The sequence below is a fragment of the Photobacterium sp. GB-36 genome (assembly GCF_003026135.1).
GTDB lineage: Bacteria > Pseudomonadota > Gammaproteobacteria > Enterobacterales > Vibrionaceae > Photobacterium.
Window position 1 is genome coordinate 287,273 of sequence record NZ_PYNY01000001.1, and the last position, 22,798, is coordinate 310,070.

23 protein-coding genes are annotated in these 22,798 nt (G+C 41.2%); 8 read left to right on the forward strand and 15 right to left on the reverse strand.

Features of this window, described 5'->3' with window-relative positions; translation table 11 throughout:
* Nucleotides 1–268: 268 nt before the first annotated feature.
* A complete protein-coding gene (locus C9J46_RS01250) occupies nucleotides 269–1,420 on the reverse strand; it encodes a DUF1501 domain-containing protein (RefSeq protein WP_107245462.1) in 1,152 nt (383 codons plus the stop codon).
* 10 nt (nucleotides 1,421–1,430) lie between these two features.
* The gene (locus C9J46_RS01255; RefSeq protein ID WP_107290417.1) at nucleotides 1,431–2,792 is read right to left on the reverse strand and encodes a DUF1800 family protein; all 1,362 of its coding nucleotides are present in this window, start codon (nucleotides 2,790–2,792) and stop codon (nucleotides 1,431–1,433) included.
* 189 nt (nucleotides 2,793–2,981) lie between these two features.
* On the opposite strand from C9J46_RS01255, the gene C9J46_RS01260 reads away from it, so the two are divergent.
* Nucleotides 2,982–3,488 (forward strand): hypothetical protein, encoded by a 507-nt coding sequence (locus tag C9J46_RS01260; RefSeq protein ID WP_107205712.1) that lies wholly within the window; start codon nucleotides 2,982–2,984, stop codon nucleotides 3,486–3,488.
* 80 nt (nucleotides 3,489–3,568) lie between these two features.
* Here C9J46_RS01260 and C9J46_RS01265 read toward each other — a convergent pair whose 3' ends face one another.
* From C9J46_RS01265 to pspA, 5 genes are all read right to left on the reverse strand, one after another.
* Nucleotides 3,569–4,594 carry a YcjF family protein gene (locus C9J46_RS01265; RefSeq protein WP_107290418.1) on the reverse strand — a complete coding sequence of 342 codons (1,026 nt, stop codon included), beginning with the start codon at nucleotides 4,592–4,594 and terminating at the stop codon, nucleotides 3,569–3,571.
* Nucleotides 4,591–5,988 (reverse strand): YcjX family protein, encoded by a 1,398-nt coding sequence (locus C9J46_RS01270; RefSeq protein ID WP_107290419.1) that lies wholly within the window; start codon nucleotides 5,986–5,988, stop codon nucleotides 4,591–4,593. Before C9J46_RS01270 ends, C9J46_RS01265 begins: the two co-directional genes overlap by 4 nt.
* Before the next feature lie 157 nt (nucleotides 5,989–6,145).
* Complete coding sequence (gene pspC / locus C9J46_RS01275; RefSeq protein WP_107290420.1) at nucleotides 6,146–6,532, reverse strand: envelope stress response membrane protein PspC; 387 nt, start codon at nucleotides 6,530–6,532, stop codon at nucleotides 6,146–6,148.
* Nucleotides 6,532–6,759 carry an envelope stress response membrane protein PspB gene (pspB, locus tag C9J46_RS01280; RefSeq protein ID WP_006646015.1) on the reverse strand — a complete coding sequence of 76 codons (228 nt, stop codon included), beginning with the start codon at nucleotides 6,757–6,759 and terminating at the stop codon, nucleotides 6,532–6,534. Before pspB ends, pspC begins: the two co-directional genes overlap by 1 nt.
* 56 nt (nucleotides 6,760–6,815) lie before the next feature.
* On the reverse strand, nucleotides 6,816–7,481 hold the full coding sequence (gene pspA, locus C9J46_RS01285; RefSeq protein WP_107205709.1) for a phage shock protein PspA: 666 nt from the start codon (nucleotides 7,479–7,481) through the stop codon (nucleotides 6,816–6,818).
* A gap of 209 nt (nucleotides 7,482–7,690) precedes the next feature.
* Between pspA and pspF the strand changes: the two genes are divergently transcribed.
* The 6 genes from pspF (at nucleotide 7,691) to C9J46_RS01315 (ending at nucleotide 14,137) form a co-directional block, all read left to right on the forward strand.
* Nucleotides 7,691–8,716 (forward strand): phage shock protein operon transcriptional activator, encoded by a 1,026-nt coding sequence (gene pspF, locus C9J46_RS01290; RefSeq protein ID WP_107290421.1) that lies wholly within the window; start codon nucleotides 7,691–7,693, stop codon nucleotides 8,714–8,716.
* A gap of 137 nt (nucleotides 8,717–8,853) precedes the next feature.
* Nucleotides 8,854–10,473, forward strand: a complete 1,620-nt coding sequence (gene sapA, locus C9J46_RS01295) for an ABC transporter substrate-binding protein SapA (RefSeq protein WP_107205707.1) — start codon at nucleotides 8,854–8,856, stop codon at nucleotides 10,471–10,473.
* Nucleotides 10,474–10,476: 3 nt separating this feature from the next.
* On the forward strand, nucleotides 10,477–11,439 hold the full coding sequence (locus tag C9J46_RS01300) for an ABC transporter permease subunit (protein ID WP_107205706.1): 963 nt from the start codon (nucleotides 10,477–10,479) through the stop codon (nucleotides 11,437–11,439).
* The gene (gene sapC / locus C9J46_RS01305; protein WP_107205705.1) at nucleotides 11,426–12,313 is read left to right on the forward strand and encodes a putrescine export ABC transporter permease SapC; all 888 of its coding nucleotides are present in this window, start codon (nucleotides 11,426–11,428) and stop codon (nucleotides 12,311–12,313) included. The genes C9J46_RS01300 and sapC overlap by 14 nt, the downstream gene beginning before the upstream one ends.
* A 1-nt stretch (nucleotide 12,314) precedes the next feature.
* A complete protein-coding gene (locus tag C9J46_RS01310; RefSeq protein WP_107205704.1) occupies nucleotides 12,315–13,316 on the forward strand; it encodes an oligopeptide/dipeptide ABC transporter ATP-binding protein in 1,002 nt (333 codons plus the stop codon).
* A complete protein-coding gene (locus C9J46_RS01315; protein ID WP_107205703.1) occupies nucleotides 13,313–14,137 on the forward strand; it encodes an ATP-binding cassette domain-containing protein in 825 nt (274 codons plus the stop codon). The genes C9J46_RS01310 and C9J46_RS01315 overlap by 4 nt, the downstream gene beginning before the upstream one ends.
* A 62-nt stretch (nucleotides 14,138–14,199) precedes the next feature.
* Here C9J46_RS01315 and pyrF read toward each other — a convergent pair whose 3' ends face one another.
* The 7 genes from pyrF to aroA all read right to left on the reverse strand — a co-directional run bounded on the left by pyrF (nucleotide 14,200) and on the right by aroA (nucleotide 20,992).
* A complete protein-coding gene (gene pyrF / locus C9J46_RS01320) occupies nucleotides 14,200–14,910 on the reverse strand; it encodes an orotidine-5'-phosphate decarboxylase (protein WP_107245472.1) in 711 nt (236 codons plus the stop codon).
* A 153-nt stretch (nucleotides 14,911–15,063) separates the two neighbouring features.
* A complete protein-coding gene (lapB, locus tag C9J46_RS01325) occupies nucleotides 15,064–16,233 on the reverse strand; it encodes a lipopolysaccharide assembly protein LapB (protein ID WP_107205701.1) in 1,170 nt (389 codons plus the stop codon).
* Between the two features lie 6 nt (nucleotides 16,234–16,239).
* The gene (locus tag C9J46_RS01330) at nucleotides 16,240–16,524 is read right to left on the reverse strand and encodes a LapA family protein (RefSeq protein WP_107245474.1); all 285 of its coding nucleotides are present in this window, start codon (nucleotides 16,522–16,524) and stop codon (nucleotides 16,240–16,242) included.
* A 129-nt stretch (nucleotides 16,525–16,653) separates the two neighbouring features.
* Entirely contained in the window at nucleotides 16,654–16,944 is a 291-nt protein-coding gene (gene ihfB, locus C9J46_RS01335) for an integration host factor subunit beta (protein ID WP_008986714.1), read from the reverse strand.
* Between the two features lie 79 nt (nucleotides 16,945–17,023).
* On the reverse strand, nucleotides 17,024–18,694 hold the full coding sequence (gene rpsA, locus C9J46_RS01340) for a 30S ribosomal protein S1 (RefSeq protein ID WP_005370867.1): 1,671 nt from the start codon (nucleotides 18,692–18,694) through the stop codon (nucleotides 17,024–17,026).
* A gap of 123 nt (nucleotides 18,695–18,817) precedes the next feature.
* Nucleotides 18,818–19,495: a (d)CMP kinase gene (gene cmk / locus C9J46_RS01345; protein ID WP_107205700.1), complete on the reverse strand. Its 678-nt coding sequence runs from the start codon at nucleotides 19,493–19,495 to the stop codon at nucleotides 18,818–18,820.
* 216 nt (nucleotides 19,496–19,711) lie between these two features.
* Nucleotides 19,712–20,992: a 3-phosphoshikimate 1-carboxyvinyltransferase gene (gene aroA, locus C9J46_RS01350; RefSeq protein WP_107290464.1), complete on the reverse strand. Its 1,281-nt coding sequence runs from the start codon at nucleotides 20,990–20,992 to the stop codon at nucleotides 19,712–19,714.
* Nucleotides 20,993–21,154: 162 nt separating this feature from the next.
* Here aroA and C9J46_RS01355 point away from each other — a divergent pair, with 162 nt between their 5' ends.
* Complete coding sequence (locus C9J46_RS01355) at nucleotides 21,155–21,580, forward strand: NUDIX hydrolase (protein ID WP_107205699.1); 426 nt, start codon at nucleotides 21,155–21,157, stop codon at nucleotides 21,578–21,580.
* A 43-nt stretch (nucleotides 21,581–21,623) separates the two neighbouring features.
* Here the strand turns inward: C9J46_RS01355 and C9J46_RS01360 are convergent, their stop codons facing one another.
* Entirely contained in the window at nucleotides 21,624–22,763 is a 1,140-nt protein-coding gene (locus C9J46_RS01360; protein WP_107290422.1) for a DUF5666 domain-containing protein, read from the reverse strand.
* Nucleotides 22,764–22,798 lie beyond the last annotated feature (35 nt).

Sequence of the window (22,798 nt, forward strand, 5' to 3'; positions counted from 1 at the left end):
ACTTTCCATTGTTAAGTTCGAAACATTCGGCTTATCAGAATAACAACAACAAAAAGCAATGACTTAATTCTTCAATTTCAACTCATACCACAAACAAAATTATAGGTATTAATACGAGTTTACACTTAGGTGTCAACAATTCCTGACACTTTTAACAGTGTGCGACTAACGCTAAATTGAGTCAAGTCTCCCGCTCAGAATCAAGCCATTTATAATTAAAAAATAACGTTATGCTTTTAGTATCTATTGAACTAACAGCGCCTTTATTTTAAGTATGACGGATTAAATCATTCATGATAGGTAGCTCACTTGAGCTAGGAAAAACTATATCGAGTTGCTTAGTTGTTGCCCCTAAATGTGAATGCAATACCGTTTTACATATAGAGCGAATATCCGTCGTTGGAGCTAAATCTCTTCCTTTGTATTGCTGAGATTTCGCTAACCCTGGCCATTTTGTTATCACTTGATTTCCACTCACCGCACCTCCCGCTATCAACATTGCGTTAGCCGTACCGTGATCGGTTCCCTTAGTTCCATTTTCAGCAACTGTTCGGCCAAATTCACTCGCGGCTATAACCACCGTTCGCGACCAAGCCTCACCTAACTGTGATTTTAAAGCTGAAAGTCCCTCATCAAGTTTCTTTAATTGGCTCGCTAAACGACCTTTAACCGCACCTTCTCCTGCGTGTGTATCCCATCCACCTAACTCTAATACCGCAATATTCGGTCCATTTTCCGACGTTAAAAATTTCCCTGCTTGTTGCGCCAAAGCATGAAATTGTTGGCCGCCTTTTACATGACCTGCCATTTTTTCAATGTCTAATGCATTAATAAAGTTGTCAGATAACGTCTGATCGCTTTGATACATATCCTGCAACAATTCAGCTTGTTGTTGCTTAATTTTCAATTTATGTGGATACCAACTATCAGCTTGGGCATTACCTTGAACAATTAAAGGTAAACCAGAATCTATGGCTATCGTATGCTGCTTGTTATCAACAGATAAAAAGCGATTTAGCCAACCATCTCGATGTAACGGATCCTCAGTTCCATTTTCTAATACTTTCTGCCCATCAAAATGTGAGCGCTGACGATAAGGTGATGCACACGCATGAATAAAAGCCATCTCGCCTTGTTGATACCACTGATAACAACTCTTTAGTGCTGGATGTAAACCAAAGAAATCATCGAGTTTATTAAGCTGATTTTTATGTAATCCAATCGACGGTCTTTGCGGTAAATAGTCTTTATCTCCATAGGGTACAACCACATTTAACCCATCCATTGCACCGCGCAATGTAATCCATACAAAAATATTTGCCGACTGTGTTTTCGCAAAAGCGACAGATGGTAATGCACTGCATACCCCAACCGCAGCTAAAGATTTTAAGAACATACGGCGATCAAATATATTATCCATCACGATCTCGCTATCGATACATAAACTGTGGGCTTAGCCATAATAAAACCAACTTCGTTATCGCACCGTTAGCCTTATTCATTGCAAGCTCTGTGTGTTGTTCAAGATCTTTTCCATAAAGATTATTGACCACTTGTTTTACCAACTGAAGCGGTTTGACTTTTTGCTTCTTCGCTTCTCTTACCGCAAGCACCGCAAATGTATTTGCTACTTGCCAACGTTGTATCAACGCTGAAGAACTATTGAAATCACTATCTTGATCAGACCAACCCGCCGGAGAACCTGCCATAAATGGCTGTTGTCCCAACAACCTCAATTGTTGAGTAATTTTGTGTACCGATGGGTTGAGATCCGCACTACGTAAAAGCGCAAATAACCATTCTTGCGGCGTTCTAAAGCGAAGAGGCGCAGCCGTATTCACTTCAGGCTCTTGCAATAATCTCTTATAAACAGGCTGTAATTCACCGTTATTTTTTAGATAAACACCGGCTAAATCATCCACTAGCTCCTTCTTGGGCTGGCCAATAAAGTGTTGAGCTAATTTAGTTGCCAAATGCCTTGCGGTTTGTTGATGCAATGCAAGATCTTTTAAGCACGCTTCTCCCTGTCCAATCCCTGTTTGTGCGTAACGCTGACCTAATAACATCACATCACCAGGTTGATGCGCCCAAGCTGCAAATTTAAACCCAGGATTTTGCTTATCAAAACTGACCATCCAGCCTGTTATCGCATGTGCTAATTGGATAACATCTTGCTGACTGTAACCGCCATCAACCCCTAAGGTATGTAACTCCATAATTTCACGAGCGAGATTTTCATTGAGTCCCTTATGGCGTTTCTTACCCAATTTAGAATCAGGCCCTATCGATAGATTATTATCGAGAAACATCAACATTGTTGGGTGCTTAATCGTTGCTTGAAGCATATCGGCAAAATTACCATTCCAGTGTTGGCGTATTACCTCATTCTCAATCCCAGCAATAATCGGTTTTACTTTGCGCGTATCGGCAGAGACTGCAAAATGGTTACTCCAAAATTGAATTAAACGTTCTTGAAAACTATTGGAGGAATGCAATGTTTGTAGATTACGTGCAGATACTTGCTGTTCATAACTCAGATTAAAAAATTGATTGACCTGCTTTTGAACGGCACGCTTTTCATTCGGGGATTTTTTTAATTTTTTACGCTGTTGATTAAATTGACCGATCTGAACCAAAATATTATTCGTCGAAGGTAAAGACTGTAGAGCGATATCAATATATGGTTTAGTTGAGATCTGCTCTGCCAGCGTTAATACATGCTGATCATTCAGTTTGGGGCCAAAGCCAAATCGTTGCTCAGTGATGATGGCTGCCGTTGGATAATAATTCACCTTGTTGTCCTTATCATTAACCCAAGGATACGATAACGACTCTAACGTAAATAAGCTTCAGAGAATGTAAAGTGTTGTAAAGATGCTATCTTGACGACATAACAAGAAAATAAGTATTTAATTTTCAATCTTCTAACACCCCAACTCTTATTTATGTTTAAGCTGATTCTTTTAACAATAGAGTAAATCATGAATAAACTGAGCATATTACTTCCCTTAGTCATCACTCTATTTGGTTGCGATGCACAAAGCTCAGCCAAGCAAGTCGAGACGACGGCAGAAAATCTATGTGGTAACGGTGAATTTGTTTTATCACTGCCAAAAGACATGGATCAGTACCAACAAAAAATGGCAGATTTTATTCAGGCAGGTGGTACAGATCCTTTTGATAAAACTGCCTTTACTGATACTTGTAAAAAACCGCGTAACGGTAAAATAGACTTAAAATACATTGCAGAACAAGCAGCACTTGCAACGCTCCCCTACCCCGATGCAGCTAAAGTGCTTTATTTTAAGCAACAGCAAGGCACACTTTATATTGTGCTATCAGCACAAGAAAACGGATGGGCAGGCGTGTCTACCGCACTCGGAACTTCGATGCCAGTTATAATTCGTAATATTCAACTTAATAGCACCATTAAAAATATTAAATTTGGCTATGCGCCTGGAGATGAAAGTCTCGCTATCGTTAAATAAGATGAACAAAGTGGTCAAAGAGTCGTATTCTCCCTGACCACTTAACCACTTCAATTTACGCTTAATAGTGGAATATCTAGTTAATCTTTTTCTTTGGTACCAAGCTGTTTAAATAGATCGCTTCGTATTTCAGCTAATTTGGGTTGCTCTCCCGGTAACCATGGTAAAGGACGTACTAAGCTGATCGCTTTTAAGCCTAGTCTTCCGGTCAATAAACCAATACTCACCCCTTGCGCAACGCGGGTAGACATACGACCCGCTAAGTCCATTGAGAGCATATCCATCCCCAAATCAGTGATCACTTCAGATGCACCTGCAAATGCCATATTAGCCAATACCAGCTTAAGTAGCTTAATGCGAGACCAGTAACCTAATTCGACACCATAAACTCGAGAAACTTGTTCAATTAAGCGCAAATTACGCCATGCCACCAGCAACATATCAGCCACTGCTAGTGGGCTTAATGCAACCATCACCGCGGCATCTGATGAATATTTCGCCACTAATTTTCGAGCTAATTTATCTTGCTGGCTGACCACTAAGCGATCATAAAGCTCAAGTATTTCGCGATCATTGTGCGTCGCGTCTAACGAATTCGTCCAGCGATCATAACCATAGTTATCACTACCAATCTGACTATGCTGTGCCAGTTTGGTACAAAAAGCTTTACCATTACCAATGCCATTACCATCAAGTAAGAGTTGGGCTTCATCACGCTCTGTTTGACGTGATTTTAACCGTCGTAACGTCAAAAGCTCCCGCCCCAATGCACCGATACCAACTACGGCAATACTGGCAACCAATGCACTCCAGCCAAGCGATAACCAATTTGCTGTTTGATAAGCTGTCACAACATGGTCAACCGTCTGCCACCCCACCATTGCCGCGCCTGCAACCACTAGCCCTTTTAAAAAGCCATAACGACGTTTTGGTTTCGCTGCTAATACTTGTTTGAGATCTTTTTCAATTTCAGTTTCTTGTTGCTCTATTGCTTCAGGTAAAAAATCGGCTTGTTGAGCAAACTCCAATTTCGACGCAATATTGCGTTGTTCTTGGTTAACTGTTGGATCATCAAAAACAATTTTACTTTTTAACGGTTCACTCATTGCAGTTTATCTCCCAACAAATACTCAAGTGCTTTATCCATTCGGATATGCGGCAAAGGCTCGTCACTTTGCTGTAGTAAGGGACGGAAATTAATAAAATCAAAGCTCTGCTGCTGCCAAAAATCAACGTTTGGTAACCGTTTTGGCACTTCTCCGGGAAAGAGAGTTTGTGCATTACCTAACAAATCGGTCCCCCTTAATGCAGGGACTTGCTGCCCTTTGTGAGTCACAAAGCCAGGCTCAGTCGCTTGAATCGATGCCAAACTAACACAATCCATTTTAATGCCTTCAAAGGAAGCGGTTTGCCATGCTTCATTCACTAGCTGCTGTAATAATCCGACTAAATTCGGGTGCTGCTCAGGCGTAATATGATCGGCTTTGGTTGCAGCGAAGAGTACTTTATCAATACGCGGTGAAAATAGACGACGCAGTAACGAGCTACGCCCATATTTAAAACTTTGCATCAGCTGATCCAACGCTTGACGCATATCATTAAACGATTCAGGTCCCGAATTAAGAGGCTGTAAGCAATCAACTAATATGATTTGGCGATCAAATTTTGAAAAATGATCATTATAGAACGCCTTCACAACATGCTGTTGATAATACTTATAGCGATTTCTAAGCATCCCAATATTGGTGCTTTCATCTGCATCCATCAGCTGTTTTTCTGTGTACTTTTTATTCCACAGGAGCGGGAAAAATTGTAAAACAGGTGCACCAGCTAATTCACCGGGAAGAACAAAACGTCCGGGTTGAACCCAATGTAATCCCCCTTCTGCCTTACATTGATGCAAATACTCGGTGAACGCCTTAGATATTTCTTCAATTTGCTTTTCATCTGCGGGTGCAAAAGGATCAAACATCTCGGTTTTAGCAAGCCAATCTTGAGCTAATTCAAGACGTTTACCTTTTAGTACTTGGCTTTGTTGTGCCGACCATTGAGTAAAATCTAAATCAAGTAACGGTAAATCTAATAACCACTCGCCGGGATAATCAATAATATCCAAATACAACGTGGCGGTATCTTGAAATAGTTTCAATGCCCCTTTCTGAGGCTTATAACGAAGTGCTAAACGCGTTTGACTCACATCCCTTGTTGGCTCTGGCCATTCAGGAGGCGTCGACATAATTGATTGCATTCCTTCATCATAGCCAAATTTAGGCACATGCAGATCTAACTGAGGAACACGCTTTGCACCTAATAAATGGCCGTCACGCATCGCACTAAACATAGGTAGGCGAGCATTCGTACTTACATGCAGTAATTGATTAATAAGAGAAGTAATAAAGGCCGTTTTACCCGCTCGAGACAATCCTGTAACGGCAAGTCGAACGTGTCGATCCAAACTTCTATTAACGAGCTTATTCAACTCATTACTGATTCGATTCATGATTAACCCTAGTTGTTTTCATTTTTGTTTTAGGTTTAACAACTTTATTCTAATAATTATCAATAAAGTGATTTAACTATATTACGCCTTTATAACGGAAAAAAGCAGGCCTGACATTGATCAGCACCTGCTTCATTAGGCTAAATTTTACGGGTAATTAAAGCTTATTGAATTCGCGATCCACTTTGAATGCAGAAGATATAACATACGCTTCCATCTGTTGTACTTTCTTTTCGGCGGTATCAAATTCTGATTCCACTTTTTGTAAAATTTGATGCGCAGAGCGACCCGCCTGCCACGGTTTCTGTTTTACGTTGTGCTCGGTATAAGTATCTTGTTGCTCTTTTCGCTGTGGTGGCATTTTATCTAAAATTAACCATGCGGCGATATAAGCAATCGTGGCAAAAAAGCCCAAACCAAGTAAGAAAGCCGAAACAGCAAGAATACGTACCAACCAAATTTCAACACCGAAATATTCAGCTAAACCAGCGCACACACCGCCCAATTTTCCTTTCTTAGGATCACGGTATAAGGTCTTACTCATTATTTTTGCCTCCATCTTGGTACTTCTGCATCAAGAATACGCTCTAACGTCACAATACGTTCTTGCATATCTTCTGCGCGTGCCACCAAGGTCTCTAACTTTTTCTGATCTTCACCTGACAGCCCTTCACCGGCTTGACGTTTACTACGATAGTGAAGGATTAACCATAGCGGTGCGACAATAATCATGAACACCACTAATGGAACGCTAATAAAACCCATTGACATTATTTGTTCTCCTTTCGCGCAGAATCAATGAAACAACGACGATAACTTAGTTGTACTTACTCTTTATCCTTGATGTTCGCTTTTAAGCGCTCAAGTTCTTTTTCAATTTCGTCTTGTGCTTGTAAATCAGCAAATTCTGACTCTAAGCTTTTGCCACGACCAAAGCTATAACTATCTGCTTCTGCTTCCATTTCATCGATGCGACGTTCATATTGCTCAAACTTAGACATCGCCTCATCAACTTTACTTGTATCTAGCTGACGACGAACATCACGGCGAGTGCCTGCAGCTTTATGACGCGTCACTAATGCTTGTTGACGAGCGCGTGTTTCTTGCAACTTACGCTCAAGTTCAGCGACTTCTAATGACAATTTTTCAATCGTCTCTTCTACTAGTTTGTATTCTTCATTGAGCGTTAATGCGACATCAGCCAGTTTTTGCTTTTCGATCAGTGCTGCACGGGCTAAATCTTCACGACCTTTTTGCAGTGCAAGGCTCGCCTTTTCCTGCCAATCTGTAATTTGTGATTCAATCGCTTGAATACGACGTTGTAACTCTTTTTTATCCGCTAATGCACGCGCTGAAGATGTACGTACCTCAACTAATGTATCTTCCATCTCTTGGATGATAAGACGGATCAGTTTTTGTGGATCTTCAGCCTTATCCAGTAACGAGTTCACGTTAGCATTTACGATATCAGCAAAACGAGAAAAAATACCCATCATTAAACTCCTTGATTAAACCCATTTCACAGTAATCACGCTTACAGGTTTATATAGTGATACTAACTTAATGTTCTTGTGTTACCACTTAGATATTTCAAGTACTGTGCCAACTTTTAACGTATTAAATATCAACAACTTAATTTTCAACCCACTTTTAAGCAAGCTATGATATAGTTAATTTAACCAATTAATAGTGAGATTAACCAATGCGTAAAACGGAAAACTTAATCGGTGAATCTGATGCTTTTTTAAGTGTCCTAGACCAAGCATCACGCCTCGCTTCACTCAATCGCCCAATTCTTATTCTTGGTGAACGAGGCACAGGTAAGGAGTTAATCGCCCAACGCGTTCACTATTTATCAAAACGTTGGGATCAACCTTTAGTGACACTGAACTGTGCCGCACTAAGCGAAGGCGTCATTGATTCTGAACTATTTGGCCATGAGGCGGGCTCCTTTACAGGCGCGAAAGGTCGCCACCAAGGGCGCTTTGAACGCGCAGAAAATGGCACGCTTTTTTTAGATGAATTAGCAACCGCCCCAATGGGGGTTCAAGAAAAATTATTACGTGTGATTGAATACGGTGAGTACGAACGCGTGGGCGGTAATAAACCTTGCCAAGCGAATGTACGCTTAGTTTGTGCAACTAATGAAAATTTACCCGAACTCGTTACTGAAGGAAAATTTCGAGCAGATTTACTTGATAGACTCGCCTTTGAAATCATCCACCTTCCACCATTACGTGAACGACTAGACGATATTTTACCATTGGCAGAACACTATGCTGTGCGTATGTGTCGCGAATTAGGATATAGCTATTTTGCAGGTTTTTCACAACACGCTAAACAACAACTACTCGACTATCAATGGCCAGGGAATATTCGAGAGTTAAAAAATGTTGTCGAACGGTCTGTATTTCGTCATAGTAATGAAGGTGAAGCTATTGACGAAATTTATACCGACCCTTTCGCTACAGCTTGGCAATCTTGTGATCCAGCACCATCACAGTCTTTATCCATTGTAGACCCCCCAGCAGTCAAACAAGAAAACTCTAGCATTCAACTTCCCGTTGATCTTCGCCACTACTTACAAGATCAAGAAATCATGTTGATCAACAAAGCACTTAAACACGCTCGCTTTAATCAAACAAAAGCCGCCGAACTTTTAAGCTTAAGTTATCACCAGTTAAGAGGACTCATTCGAAAGTATGACATTAACGTTAACGGTGATTAATCAACCAAATTCACGCGATAATTAAAGATATATAACGGTTTTAGACTAATTACTTATAAATAAAGCAGGATAGCTTGGTGACGTTAAAAGAAAAATGTTAAATTTAACGACTTAATTTCATTTAACGCCTATTAAATATGAGCGCTTACAGTCGTCTTTTGATTGCCGGCTTCACTTTACTTGGCCTTTTAGGTTGTAAAGAGCCGTCACATAATACCGCTAAGCAAAGCAATGGCTTTGTTTACTGCGGTCAAGATACTCCGACAACATTAAATCCACAGCTAACGGATGGCGGATTAACAGCAGAAACACTCTCGGCGCAAATTTTCGATCGCCTGCTGTTACTCGATCCTATCAGCCACAAACCTCTTCCTGATCTAGCAAAAAGCTGGACTGTCAGTGACGATGGCTTGGTATATACCTTTAAGCTGCGAGATAACGTTAAATTCCAACATACTGATTGGTTTACTCCAACACGTCCGCTTAATGCCGATGACGTTATTTTTAGCTTTGAGCGTATCATTAATCCACACCACCCTTTTCATAATATTTCTGGTGGTCGTTACCCATGGTTTGAAAGCCTTGGGTTTGCTGATTTAATTGATACTATCAAAGCTAAAGACCCTCTCACCGTACAATTTACCTTAAATCGACCAGATAATTCTTTCTTATCTAACTTAGCAACCAGTTATGCGGTGATTTATTCTCAGCAGTATGGTCAGCAACTGTTAAAATCAGGCCGTATCGGTCTTATTGATACACAACCAATCGGTACGGGTCCTTTTTACGTTGATCAATTTATACCCAATGATCTTATTCGCTTAAAACGTAATAAGGATTATTGGCAAGGTGCCGCACCAATGGAGCAAGTGGTATTTGATATCTCAGCCCGTGGCATGGGTAATCTTGCTAAGTTGCTAAGCTCTGAATGTGATGTTCTCTCATCTCCTGTTGCGAGCCAATTGCCTGTTATTTCAAATAACGATAACTATAAATTACTTGCACAAACGGGGATGAATGTATCCTTTCTGGCATTAAATACGGAACGTCCACCATTAAATAAATTAGAAATCCGTGAAGCTATTAATTATGCAATAAACCGTAAAACACTGCTCAATTCTGTTTATTACGGTACGGCAACAGAGGCAAAAAGCTTGTTACCCCCAATGTCTTGGGCTTATAACCACGACAGCAAAGCACTTTCTTATAATCCTAAATTAGCCAAACAACTGCTTGATGCTGCTGGCTATGATTATAACCAAGTCCTGACAATGTGGGTCCCACTTGAGCCTCGACCTTATAACCCGAGTCCTCGAAAAACAGCGGAATTAATCCAAGCTAATTTGAAAGCCGTTGGTATCAATGTGTCTTTACATCATCAAGAAACGATTGGTCGTGTTGGTTTAACTGATACTACTCAATACGATATGGTTCTTGCTGGTTGGATCGCAGATAACGGCGACCCTGATAATTTCTTAAGACCATTATTGTCATGCAATGCTAAAAAAGCAGGGCTTAATGTCGCTAACTGGTGTGATCTTGGTTTTGATAATTTACTTGAAATTGCACTACGCACAAATAAGCAACAACAACGCCAAGTATATTACCAGCAAGCGCAAAATATTTTGGATCAACAAGTACCTGTGATCCCATTGGCTCATGGTGTCCATTTCCAAGCCCACAGTAAAACGTTAGGGGGGTTACAGATGGACCCATTTGGTTCGCGATCTTTTTCCAGTGTTTATCGAATTGAGTAAAGCATGTTTATTTATACGATACGTCGCCTAAATTTGTTTGTAATTACGCTATTAATACTGACCATAATTGGTTTTAGTATTTTGCGTTTAGATACCCAATTACAGTGGGCGCATCAGAGCTTTTTTAGTGGTTGGATTTTATATTTAGAGAACTTACTTTCAGGTAATCTCGGTATCACTCCCAATGGTACACCTATTAGTAGCGAAATATTAACCGTATTTCCTGCAACGTTAGAGCTATGCTTTTTTGCTTTTATACTCTCGTTAGTCGTTGGTATTCCGCTTGGCACTATCGCAGGCGTACATCGAGGACAACCCCTTGATACCATCATTTCCTCAATAACCTTACTGGGCTACTCCATCCCCCTATTTTGGTTAGCGATGTTATTAATTCTGTTGTTTTCGCTGAATTTAGGCTGGCTACCTGTTTCTGGTCGTTACAGTTTGTTATATCAATTTGATCATGTCACTGGCTTTGCTCTGATTGATATTTTGCTGTCAAATAAACCATACCGTATGGAAGCATTTCTTAACGCACTACAGCATTTAGTCTTGCCAACCATTGTATTAGCGATGGCACCTACAACGGAAGTGATACGTTTAACCCGTGCCTCAATTTCAGACGTAATGACGAAAAACTACATCAAAGTAGCCCAAACGAAAGGCTTATCTACCTTTGAAATCGTCCGCCGTCATGCGATGAAAAATGCCCTTCCCCCCATTATTCCTAAATTAGGGATGCAGTTTGCAGCAATGATGACCTTTGCCATGCTTACAGAATCTATTTTTAATTGGCCGGGTATTGGTCGTTGGTTACTTAATGCGATTGCAGATCAAAATTATGTTGCTATTCAAGCTGGTGTAATCACAGTAGGTAGTTTCATCTTATTGGCTAACATTTTATCTGATTTGGCTGGTGCTATGGTGAACCCATTAGTAAGGAAGGAATGGTATGCCATCAAATAGTGTTTACCAAGAAGAAACAATCCCAACCCAATGGGAGCGCGCTTGGCAAAACTTCAGGGAAAACTCACTGGCCATGTTTGGCCTATGGTGTTTACTGTTTTTGCTCATTGTCACCCTAACAGCACAATGGCTGGCTCCCTATTCGCCGATAAAACAAGTTGGTGAGCTGCTCATGCCACCATCATGGGACAACTCTGGTCATGTAAACTTTTTCTTTGGTACTGATGATTTAGGTCGTGATATTTTATCTCGCTTGATCATAGGTTCACAGCTAACCTTTGGCTATGCCTTATTAGTCGCCTTTGCATCCAGCGTTATTGGCTTGCTGATCGGTATTCTTGCCGGAATGAGCCAAGGCTTAAAATCGAGCTTTTTAAATCATATTTTAGATACCGTGTTATCTATCCCTTCGCTTTTATTGGCCATCATAGTGGTCGCCTATATGGGGCCGGGAGAAACACATATCTTACTCGCAATTTGGCTAGCTTTGATCCCTCGTTTTATTCGAGCGGTGTACACAGCCGTTCATACTGAAGTTGCTAAAGATTACGTTATTGCAGCACGATTAGATGGCGCTAATAATTTTTACCTCTTATGGAATTCAATCTTACCCAATATTTTATCAACCATCATTACTGAAATGACGCGCGCAATCTCTATTGCTATTTTAGATATTGCCGCATTAGGTTTCCTAGGGTTAGGCGCGCAAACACCACTACCAGAATGGGGCGCTATGTTAGGTGATTCTGTTGAACTGATTTACCTTGCACCATGGACAGTCACATTACCGGGTCTTGCCATTATGTTTAGTGTTCTAGTCATTAATTTAGTCGGTGATGGTCTTCGCCAAGCTCTTAATGCAGGGATTGATTAATATGCCATTACTCGATATACGCAACCTCACTATCGAAATCGACACACCACAAGGCATGGTGAAAGCGGTTGATAGAATGAGCATAACCATTAATGAAAGCGAAATTCGTGGTTTAGTGGGCGAATCAGGTTCAGGTAAAAGCCTTGTCGCGAAAGCGATTGCAGGCGTGTCTAAAGATAATTGGCGCGTCAGTGCCGATCGCATGCGCTTAGGTGATATTGACTTACTCACTCTATCTCATCGTGAGCGACGAAAAATTGTTGGCCGTGAAATGGCAATGATCTTCCAAGAACCATCAACCTGTCTTGATCCCTCTGAGACAGTTGGGGAACAATTGGAAGAAGCCATTCCCTCGTCATCATTTACTGGGCATTTTTGGCAGCGCTTTCACTGGCGTCAAAAACAAGCTATCGCACTTTTGCATAAAGTCGGTATCAAAGAGCACAAACGCGTAATGCGAAGTTACCCTTATGAATTAACCGATGGCGAATGTCAAAAAGTCATGATCGCAATGGCGATTGCAAATCGTCCACGATTATTGATTGCCGATGAGCCCACAAACGACTTAGACCCAATTACCCAAGCTCAAATTTTTCGCTTATTAAGCCGGATGAATCAATTAGGTAACACCACTATTTTATTAGTCAGCCATGATCTTACGACGGTTACCCAGTGGGCTGATAGAATTACGGTCATGTATTGTGGACAATCGGTTGAATCCGGCACCTCTAAGCAGTTATTAGAGTCACCGCATCACCCTTATACCGCTGCGTTAATGCGTGCTATGCCTGATTTTAGCTTAGAAAATATTAGCCATAAGACGAAACTAGAAACGTTACCGGGATCTATTCCTCCACTTCAGCACTTACCGATTGGTTGTCGATTAGGCCCTCGTTGTCCTCATGCCCAGCGTAAATGTGTAGAAGTGCCAAAACGTAGAAAAATTAAAAACCATAAGTTTAGCTGTCACTTCCCGCTAAACATGGAGGAAGACAGTAAATGAGTTCGTTATTGGAAGTAGAAAATCTAAAGAAAGATTACCACTATCGTTCAAGTCTTTTCCGTAGACGCACAATTGAAGCCGTGAAACCGGTCTCTTTTCATCTTGAAGCAGGTGAAACAATTGCGCTGCTGGGTGAAAATGGGTCAGGTAAATCAACCTTAGCAAAAATGCTATCAGGTGTTGTCGAACCAACCAGTGGCATTATTCGCGTAAATGGTGACACCTTATCAAGCGGTGATTACCAAACGCGCTGTAAGCTGATCCGAATGATTTTCCAAGATCCGAATACGTCGCTTAATCCTCGTATTCAAATTGGTCGTATTCTGGAAGGCCCATTAAAACGTAATACCAATATGACGCCGCAAGCGCGTGAAAAACGTATTATGGATACACTAAAACGAGTTGGCTTACTTCCTGAACATGCCTATTTCTATCCACAAATGCTGGCTACGGGTCAAAAACAGCGTGTTTCATTAGCTCGTGCTCTCATTCTTCAGCCCTGTATTATCGTTGCTGATGAAGCACTAAACGGGCTTGATATGTCCATGCGTTCTCAGATGATAAACCTGTTATTAGAACTGCAAGAAGAAATGGGATTGTCCTATATCTATGTGTCGCAGCACATGGGGGTGATAAAACACTTCAGTGACAAAGTAATGGTGATGCAAGATGGTGAAGTGGTAGAGAAAGGCCGTACCGCGAATGTATTTAACAATCCCAAACATCCATTAACGCAAAAATTATTAGATAGTCACTTTAGCTCACCAAAGAAAGATAAAAGCACACGAATTAATAACTCAACACCCAAAATAAGTACATAACGCAAAATATAAAAATGAAAAAGCCCGCATAAGAGCGGGCTTCTTCATTTATATCGCGGATGCTACACAAGCGATTTGTTTATCTGTGCCAAGACACTTGCAGGATCTTCTGCTTGTGTTATTGGACGCCCTATAACGAGATAATCAGAACCAGCAGAAATTGCCTCTACGGGTGTCATGATTCGACGCTGATCGCCTGCATCACTCCCCGCAGGGCGAATACCTGGTGTTACTAGCTTAAAACCCTGACCTAGACTTTGTTTCAACGTATGAGCTTCATGGGCTGAACAAACCACACCATCTAAACCACTATTCTTTGCCAGTGATGCAAGGTTAAGTACTTGCTGATGAGGCTCGCAGTTAATACCAATACCTGCTAAGTCTGATGCTTCCATACTGGTTAGCACCGTTACACCAATCAATAGCGGGCGGTCTTTACCATACGGCTCTAAAATTTCACGTGAAGCTGTCATCATACGCTCGCCACCACTCGCATGAACGTTAACCATCCATACACCAAGTTCTGCTGCCGCTTTTACCGCCTTTGAACAGGTATTTGGAATATCGTGAAATTTAAGGTCTAAAAATACAGAATGACCCCGATCATGCAGTTGACGCACGAAATCAGGACCAAAAAAAGTGAACATCTCTTTACCGACTTTTAATCGGCAACTTCCCGGCTCAATACGATCGACGAAAGCGAGTGCCTCATTCTGATTATCATAATCAAGGGCTACGATTACTTTAGGGTCTATTACTTTAGCGTCTAGCATTGAGTCTCCTGTGATATCTCATTTTTTCCTACTGCAGCAATCCAGCCGCACGCAAATTCTACATCAAACGCAAACGTTTACGAATAAAATTCACGCTTTATTAGGCATAAAAAAACCAGATCACAATGTCTGGTTTCTTTATTTTTTAATGCATTATTCGCCATCTAATCCACGAATTGGCTTAACTTGTCCCCAATTCTTACAAGATGGACATTGCCAATACAATGAGTGGGTAGCAAAACCACACTGGCGACAACGATAACGCGGTTTAATTTTTAATTGCTCACCAACAAGATGACGTAAGCTGGTTAAACTTTCTTTCGCACGGCCTTCTTCCGCTTCATCTAAATGGTAATCCATTAGCTGGTAAAAGCCTCTCATAGTCGGGTTCTTTTGTAGCTGACGAGTCATGAATGCTTGAGCAGACACAGCCCCTTCATTTTTCGCAATTTCGTCTGCTAACATCAGTTCTGCAGATGCCCCCGCTTTGGCTTCTACACATTGCTGTAGATATTTCAGCCAGCCCGATTCATTATGTAATGCATCGTAACATTCTAATAATAAAGGTAAAGCTTCACCAATAAATTCAGCATCTTGCTCTAGAACACGTTCAAGCGTTTTGGCTGCCTGCTTAAAATCTTTATCTTTAATCTGAATCTTAGCCATAGTGATCGAGGCTCGGACACACTGCTTATCTGCTGAGAGCGCCTTTTTCAAACATTGAATCGCTTTATCCTGATTTTGCGCACTCATTTCAAGCATGGCAAGTTCACACCAATAGTGTGCAATATCATGCTTTAATTTTGTTTTACCTAATTTAACGAGTTGAGAAGCCATATCTATCGCATTTTCCCACTCTCGTGTTTGCTGATAGATAGACAATAACTGTTGTAGCGCAGGTTTTTTATATTCAGGTTCATCCAACAATTGTTCAAAGATACGTTCAGCACGATCTAAAAAACCCGCAACCATATAATCTTTTGCTAACTGCTGAAGCGCCAAATTACGTTGCTCTATCGTCAAGTTAGGACGAGCAATCAAGTTTTGGTGAATACGAATAGCACGATCGACCTCCCCTCGGCTTCGGAATAAGTTACCCAAAGCAAGGTGAGTATCGATAGTTTCGCTATCAACTTGAAGCAGCTCAATAAACAGATCGACGGCTTTATCTGATTGATCAGATAACAGCAAATTAAGACCTGTTACATATTGACGAGATAAGCGGTGAGACTGCTCTTGTCGATTGTTACTTGCGCTCCTGTTACCCATATACCAGCCATAAGCTGCCGCAATAGGTAATAGTAGGAACAACAGTTCAAGCATTAATACTTATTCCTTTACAGGCTGTGCGCGTAGAGAATCTAGTTCTTGTTGCTGTTTTGCCACTTTCTTCGCTAAGCGGTTTTTAGCAAAACGTGCTTTTAGATATAGCGTGCCACAGATTAACCAGCCAATGATAAAGCCAGAACCAAATGCAATACCTAATAGCGTTGATAATTGGAATTCGCCTTGAGCAACTAAATAGTCAAAGTTTACTAAAATTTGGTTTTGCGCACCGAGAGCCAGTGTTATTAAGAATGCAGCAACTAAAACAATAATACCCAAAATTTTCATCGTGAATCCTCTCACTAAATCAACAATATGATAGATTGATTATGCAGTAATTTTACTCATCAGACCATGATCAAAAGACATAAAAAAACGGCATACTGAGAGTATGCCGTTTTTTTGTTCTATTCGCGGTTAAGCAGCAATTGATGCATTAACACGGTCACGTAATTCTTTACCTGGCTTGAAGTGAGGAACGTATTTACCGTCCAACTCAACTTTATCACCAGTTTTAGGGTTACGACCTACGCGAGGAGCACGGTAATGCAATGAGAAGCTACCAAAGCCACGGATCTCAATGCGATCGCCTTCAGCAAGCGTGTTCGCCATATTTTCAAGGATATCCTTGATTGCATCTTCCACTTGTTTAGCTGAAAGATGTGTTTGTTGACTACATAGTCTTTCAATTAACTCAGACTTTGTCATAAACACTCCGTTTTAGTAAGTTTCTCAATAGTATAGCCGTTTAGAGGGAAAAAGCTAAGCCTATTCCCTCTATGCTCAATTATTCGCCTTTAGCAGCTTTGAAAGCGTCAGCCATAGCATTACCGAACGCAGCATCATCTTGCTTGTTCAGAGTAGCCATTGCTTCTTGCTCTTCAGCAACGTCTTTAGCACGTACAGATAGGTTGATTACGCGGTTCTTACGATCAACGCCTGTGAATTTAGCTTCAACAGAATCGCCAACAGAAAGAACTAGAGTTGCGTCTTCAACACGGTCTACAGATGCTTCAGAAGCGCGTAGGTAACCTTCGATGCCTTCGCCTAGCTCAACAGTTGCGCCTTTAGCGTCAACAGCAGTAACTTTACCAGTTACTAGAGCACCTTTCTTAGTATCAGCAACGAAAGAGTTGAATGGGTCTTCTTCGATTTGCTTAACACCTAGAGAGATACGCTCACGCTCAGCGTCTACTGCTAGAACTACTGCAGAGATTTCGTCGCCTTTCTTGAAGTCACGAACTGCGTCTTCACCAGAAACATTCCAAGAAATGTCAGATAGGTGAACTAGACCGTCGATGCCGCCTTCAAGACCGATGAAGATACCGAAATCAGTGATAGACTTGATCTTACCAGTAACTTTGTCGCCCTTAGCTTGCATTTCTGCAAATGACTGCCATGGGTTAGCTTTACACTGCTTAAGACCTAGAGAGATACGACGACGCTCTTCGTCGATATCAAGAACCATAACTTCAACTTCGTCGCCCACGTTAACAACTTTAGATGGGTGGATGTTTTTGTTAGTCCAATCCATTTCAGAAACGTGTACTAGACCTTCAACGCCTTCTTCGATTTCAACGAAGCAGCCGTAGTCAGTTAGGTTAGTTACGCGGCCAGTAAGCTTAGTGCTTTCTGGGTAACGCTTAGCGATTGCAACCCATGGATCTTCGCCAAGTTGCTTAAGACCTAGTGATACGCGAGTACGCTCACGGTCAAACTTAAGAACTTTAACGTTGATTTCATCGCCAACATTAACGATTTCAGAAGGGTGCTTAACACGCTTCCAAGCCATGTCAGTGATGTGTAGAAGACCGTCAACACCGCCAAGATCAACGAATGCGCCGTAGTCAGTAAGGTTCTTAACGATACCTTTAACTTCCATACCTTCTTGTAGAGAAGCAAGTAGTTCATCACGCTCAACGCTGTTCTCAGATTCGATAACTGCGCGACGAGAAACAACAACGTTGTTACGCTTCTGGTCTAGCTTGATTACTTTGAACTCAAGTTCTTTGTTTTCTAGGTGAGCAGTGTCACGAACTGGACGTACGTCTACTAGTGAACCTGGTAGGAACGCACGGATGCCGTTAAGTTCAACTGTGAAGCCGCCCTTAACTTTACCGTTGATGATACCAACAACTGTTTCAGCATCTTCGTAAGCTTTTTCAAGCTGGATCCAAGCTTCGTGGCGCTTAGCTTTCTCACGAGAAAGTTTAGTTTCACCGAAACCGTCTTCGATCGCGTCAAGAGCAACGTCTACCTGAGCACCAACTTCGATTTCTAGTTCGCCAGCAGCGTTCTTGAATTCTTCAGCAGGAATAGATGACTCAGATTTTAGACCAGCGTCAACTAGTACGTAACCGTTTTCGATAGCTACTACAGTACCTTTAACGATTGCACCTGGGCGAGTTTCAACTTGGTTTAGCGACTCTTCAAAGAGTTGAGCAAAAGATTCAGTCATTTAATTAATCTTCAATATGATAAACAACCATGGGTATCCTACCGCATGGGGTTGATAATAAAGTCAGTTATCATCCATGACACTGACGTTATTTAGCTGTTCACACAACTAAATATGGATTCGTTATTTTAGCTTAGCATCAACATATGCTAAGACTTTCTCAAGTACCTGTTCAATCGATAATTCGGTTGAATCCAGTACTAGTGCGTCATCAGCAGGACGTAAAGGCGCTACAGCACGATTGCGATCGCGGTAGTCTCGTTCCTGAATTTCGCTTAAAAGGCTGGCAAAGTTAACATCTAAGCCTTTTTTTTGCAACTGATTCATACGTCGAGTTGCGCGTTCTTCTGCACTTGCATCAAGAAAGATTTTTACTTCTGCGCCTTGAAAAACAACGGTTCCCATATCGCGACCATCTGCCACAAGGCCTGGTTGCTCATTAAAGGCGCGTTGACGACGTAGTAATGCTTCTCGAACGCGAGGTAAAGCAGCCACTTTTGATGCTGTATTACCTACTTCTTCAGTGCGAAGCGTGCCAGAAACATCTTCACCTTCAAGAATAACCTTAACCAACTCACCTTCTGCAATAAACTGAACATCTAAGTGCGCAGCAAGAGGAACTAAAGCGTCTTCTGATTCGATATCAACACCATGATGAATAGCCGCTAATGCTAAAACACGGTAAATTGCACCAGAATCTAATAAATTCCAGCCCAGTTTTTCTGCTAATAGCATACATAGCGTCCCCTTTCCGGCGCCGCTTGGACCATCAACAGTGATGACTGGAGCATGAGTAGACATAGGTTTTCTCCGATGTAGTTTCCGTAACAGATGAAAGACAGAACCAAAGGTTTCTCTGTACCTTCAAACGGTGACACATTATACGGAAAAAAAATCTCAATTTATAGTGTAATGTCCTAACCTTATGTTTCTTTTTACGCCAATAAAAAAGCCTGATGCAAGAAGATCAGGCTTGTAAAAATGTAATCTCAGTTATCAGAAAAATTTATTACAGTCTTAACAACTCAATCCCTTTAATTTATCAAAATAGTCAGGGAATGTTTTTGAGGTACACTTTGGATCATTAATCGTCACTGGTGTATCGCTCAATGCCACCAGCGAGAAACACATCGCCATTCTATGGTCATCATAAGTATCAATCGCCGCATGCTGTAAGATGGTTGGTGGCACGATAGTGATATAATCCTCACCCTCTTCGACTTCTGCGCCAACTTTACGAAGCTCTGTCGCCATTGCAGCTAAACGATCAGTCTCTTTTACACGCCAGTTATAAACATTACGAATCGATGTTGTACCTTTGGCAAACAATGCAGTTGTTGCAATAGTCATTGCCGCATCAGGAATATGGTTAAAATCCATATCTACTGCGCTTAATTCTCCACAACGAGCAATAACATAATCATCGCCCCACTCGATATCCGCCCCCATCGCAGCAAGCGCATCTGCAAATTGAATATCACCCTGAATACTCTTTTTACCAATACCAGTGACTTTTACTTCGCCACCTTTAATCGCAGCAGCCGCTAAGAAATATGAGGCTGAAGATGCATCGCCTTCAACAAGTAATTCACCAGGTGAAACATAGGCTTGATTACCTCGAACAACGAACTCTTGATAATTACGGTTTTCAACTTCAACACCAAACTGCGCCATAATATGTAGCGTAATATCAATGTAAGGTTTTGATACCAAATCACCCTTAATGCGTATAACAGTGTCTGCTTGTGCTAAAGGTGCAGCCATTAAGAAAGCGGTCAAAAACTGGCTTGAAATAGAGCCATCAATCTCAACCTCACCACCTTTTAAACCAGTACCCATAATCTTTAGTGGTGGATAGTTTTCATTTTCGAGATAAGTAATGTCCGCGCCAGCACTACGCAACGCGTCAACAAGATGACCAATAGGACGCTCTTTCATTCGCGGCTCACCCGTTAGTACAAATTCACCGCCGCCTAAACACAATGCAGCTGCAAGCGGACGCATCGCTGTACCCGCATTGCCTAAATACAATTCAAGGGGCTCATTAGGTGAAAATGCGCGGCCCAAGCCTTCAACTTCACAAACTGTTTTATCTTCAGATAATTGGTAATTCACACCTAACTGCTTTAATCCGTTAAGCATATGGCGAATATCATCACTATCTAATAAATTAGTGAGGCGTGTAGTACCTGTTGCTAACGCTGCCAATAATAGGGCGCGATTCGAAACACTCTTTGAGCCCGGTAAATTTACTTCACCATTGATCTTAGCTATCGGCTGTAACGTTATACTTTCCATTTGATTATTCATCCAATCCTAATTCTTTAACCTTTAAGAAGATTAACGAATATTGCATCAGTTAGCTAGTACCCGTTCCTTGCTCACTATAACAATCACGATATTTGATTTATTATTTGGTAAAATCAATAGGATGCAACAGCGGATTAAAGGACAGTAGTAATGACGACAACTCCTATGGTCGGGATCGGTATCATCATTGTAAATGAGCAAAACCAGATTTTGATAGGAAAACGAAAAAACAGTCACGCTCCCTACTATTCCATTCCAGGCGGTCATATGGAGGTTGGTGAAACATTTCGTCAATGCGCGATTCGTGAAGTTAAAGAAGAAACAAATTTAACGATTTATGATCCCGAGGTTATAGCTGTAACTAACAACCTAGAAACTTATGATGAATGTGGAAAGCATTATATTAGTGTTACTTTGTTAGCAACATCATTTACAGGTGAAGTCCAACTAAAAGAGCCTGATAAATGTGAGCATTGGTTATGGGTCGATCCTCATCATGTTCCATCACCACAATTTGATGCTAGCGAACAAGCTATTCGCTGCTATTTAGGAAATCGATTTTGTGTCAGTGAATAAACTAAAAGCACCCTTAGGTGCTCTTAGTTATTAAAATGGCTAATTAGTCATCTTCACGCTCAATTTCACGTGCAACTTTCTTACCGTTAATAATGACACCTTCAACCTCAACGTATTGTCCATGTAACGTCTCTAATGTTAAAAAGTCTTCAAACTCGGTATAAGCATCAACATAGAATGTTTCACCAGCCATCCTAAAATGCTCATCCCCTACTGAGGTTACATAGCCTTCACGATCAAATTCACGCCAGTTGCCTGTTTCACCGCCAAAGCCACGTTCAAATTCAATCTCTTTAGCAACACCATTAAACGCTGTAACTTCAACCAGTTCGCCTGCAGCTAAACGTGCTTTAGTTCCGTCTTCAAAGCGCGTTAGTGCATTAACAATAAAGCGCCCACGTGCATTTAATTCAAATTGGGATTTATCACTATTTACCCAAGTGACAATACCTTCAATTTCATGATCGTTATCAAAGTCATCATACGTTTCTACTTCCACTTCAGTTGCATGAAACTCATCATTAATCATGTGGCCTTTAACTTCGACCCACTGACCATTCATCAATTTGGCATTATCTTCGATGACGTAAGGGGTAAAGAAAACTTTTGTAGTAGCGCCTAGTTTAAAGGTTTGCGTGTTTTGATCTAAACCGCTCAAACGACCTTCAATTTCATATTGACCCGCAACATCTTCTTGTTCGATTTTTACAACCGACAATACTTTATATCCAAGACCATCCGCAGTGGCTTGTGGCAGTGAAGACACCATAACCCAATCATGTAATTCAATGTGGCGATCTAATGCAAAAGATAACGTCACACCATTCACTACAAATGTTTTACGATCTGCACTAATTGTTGTGACTACACCCACCATTGTCGGCTCAACAGAAACAACAGCACCGCTTCTGGATAACATTGAAACTTCAACCATCATATCAGGTTTAAGGCTAGTGATAGGTAGCACTTGAGAGCCATACTTAACTTGCTCTACCTTGTAACTATGACCATTCACATTAATAGTGTTGTAATCATAGTCCACACTCTTAATAGTACCTTGTGCTGCTGTAGGCTTAATATCAACAACAGGTGGTGGAGTCGGTTTACTCTCATCACTACCACCGCCGCCGCCGCAACCAGAAAGAGCAACACCAATCACTACCGCTAAGAGCAATTTTTTCATCAACTAACCTTTATAATTATGAATGTTGTTTTATT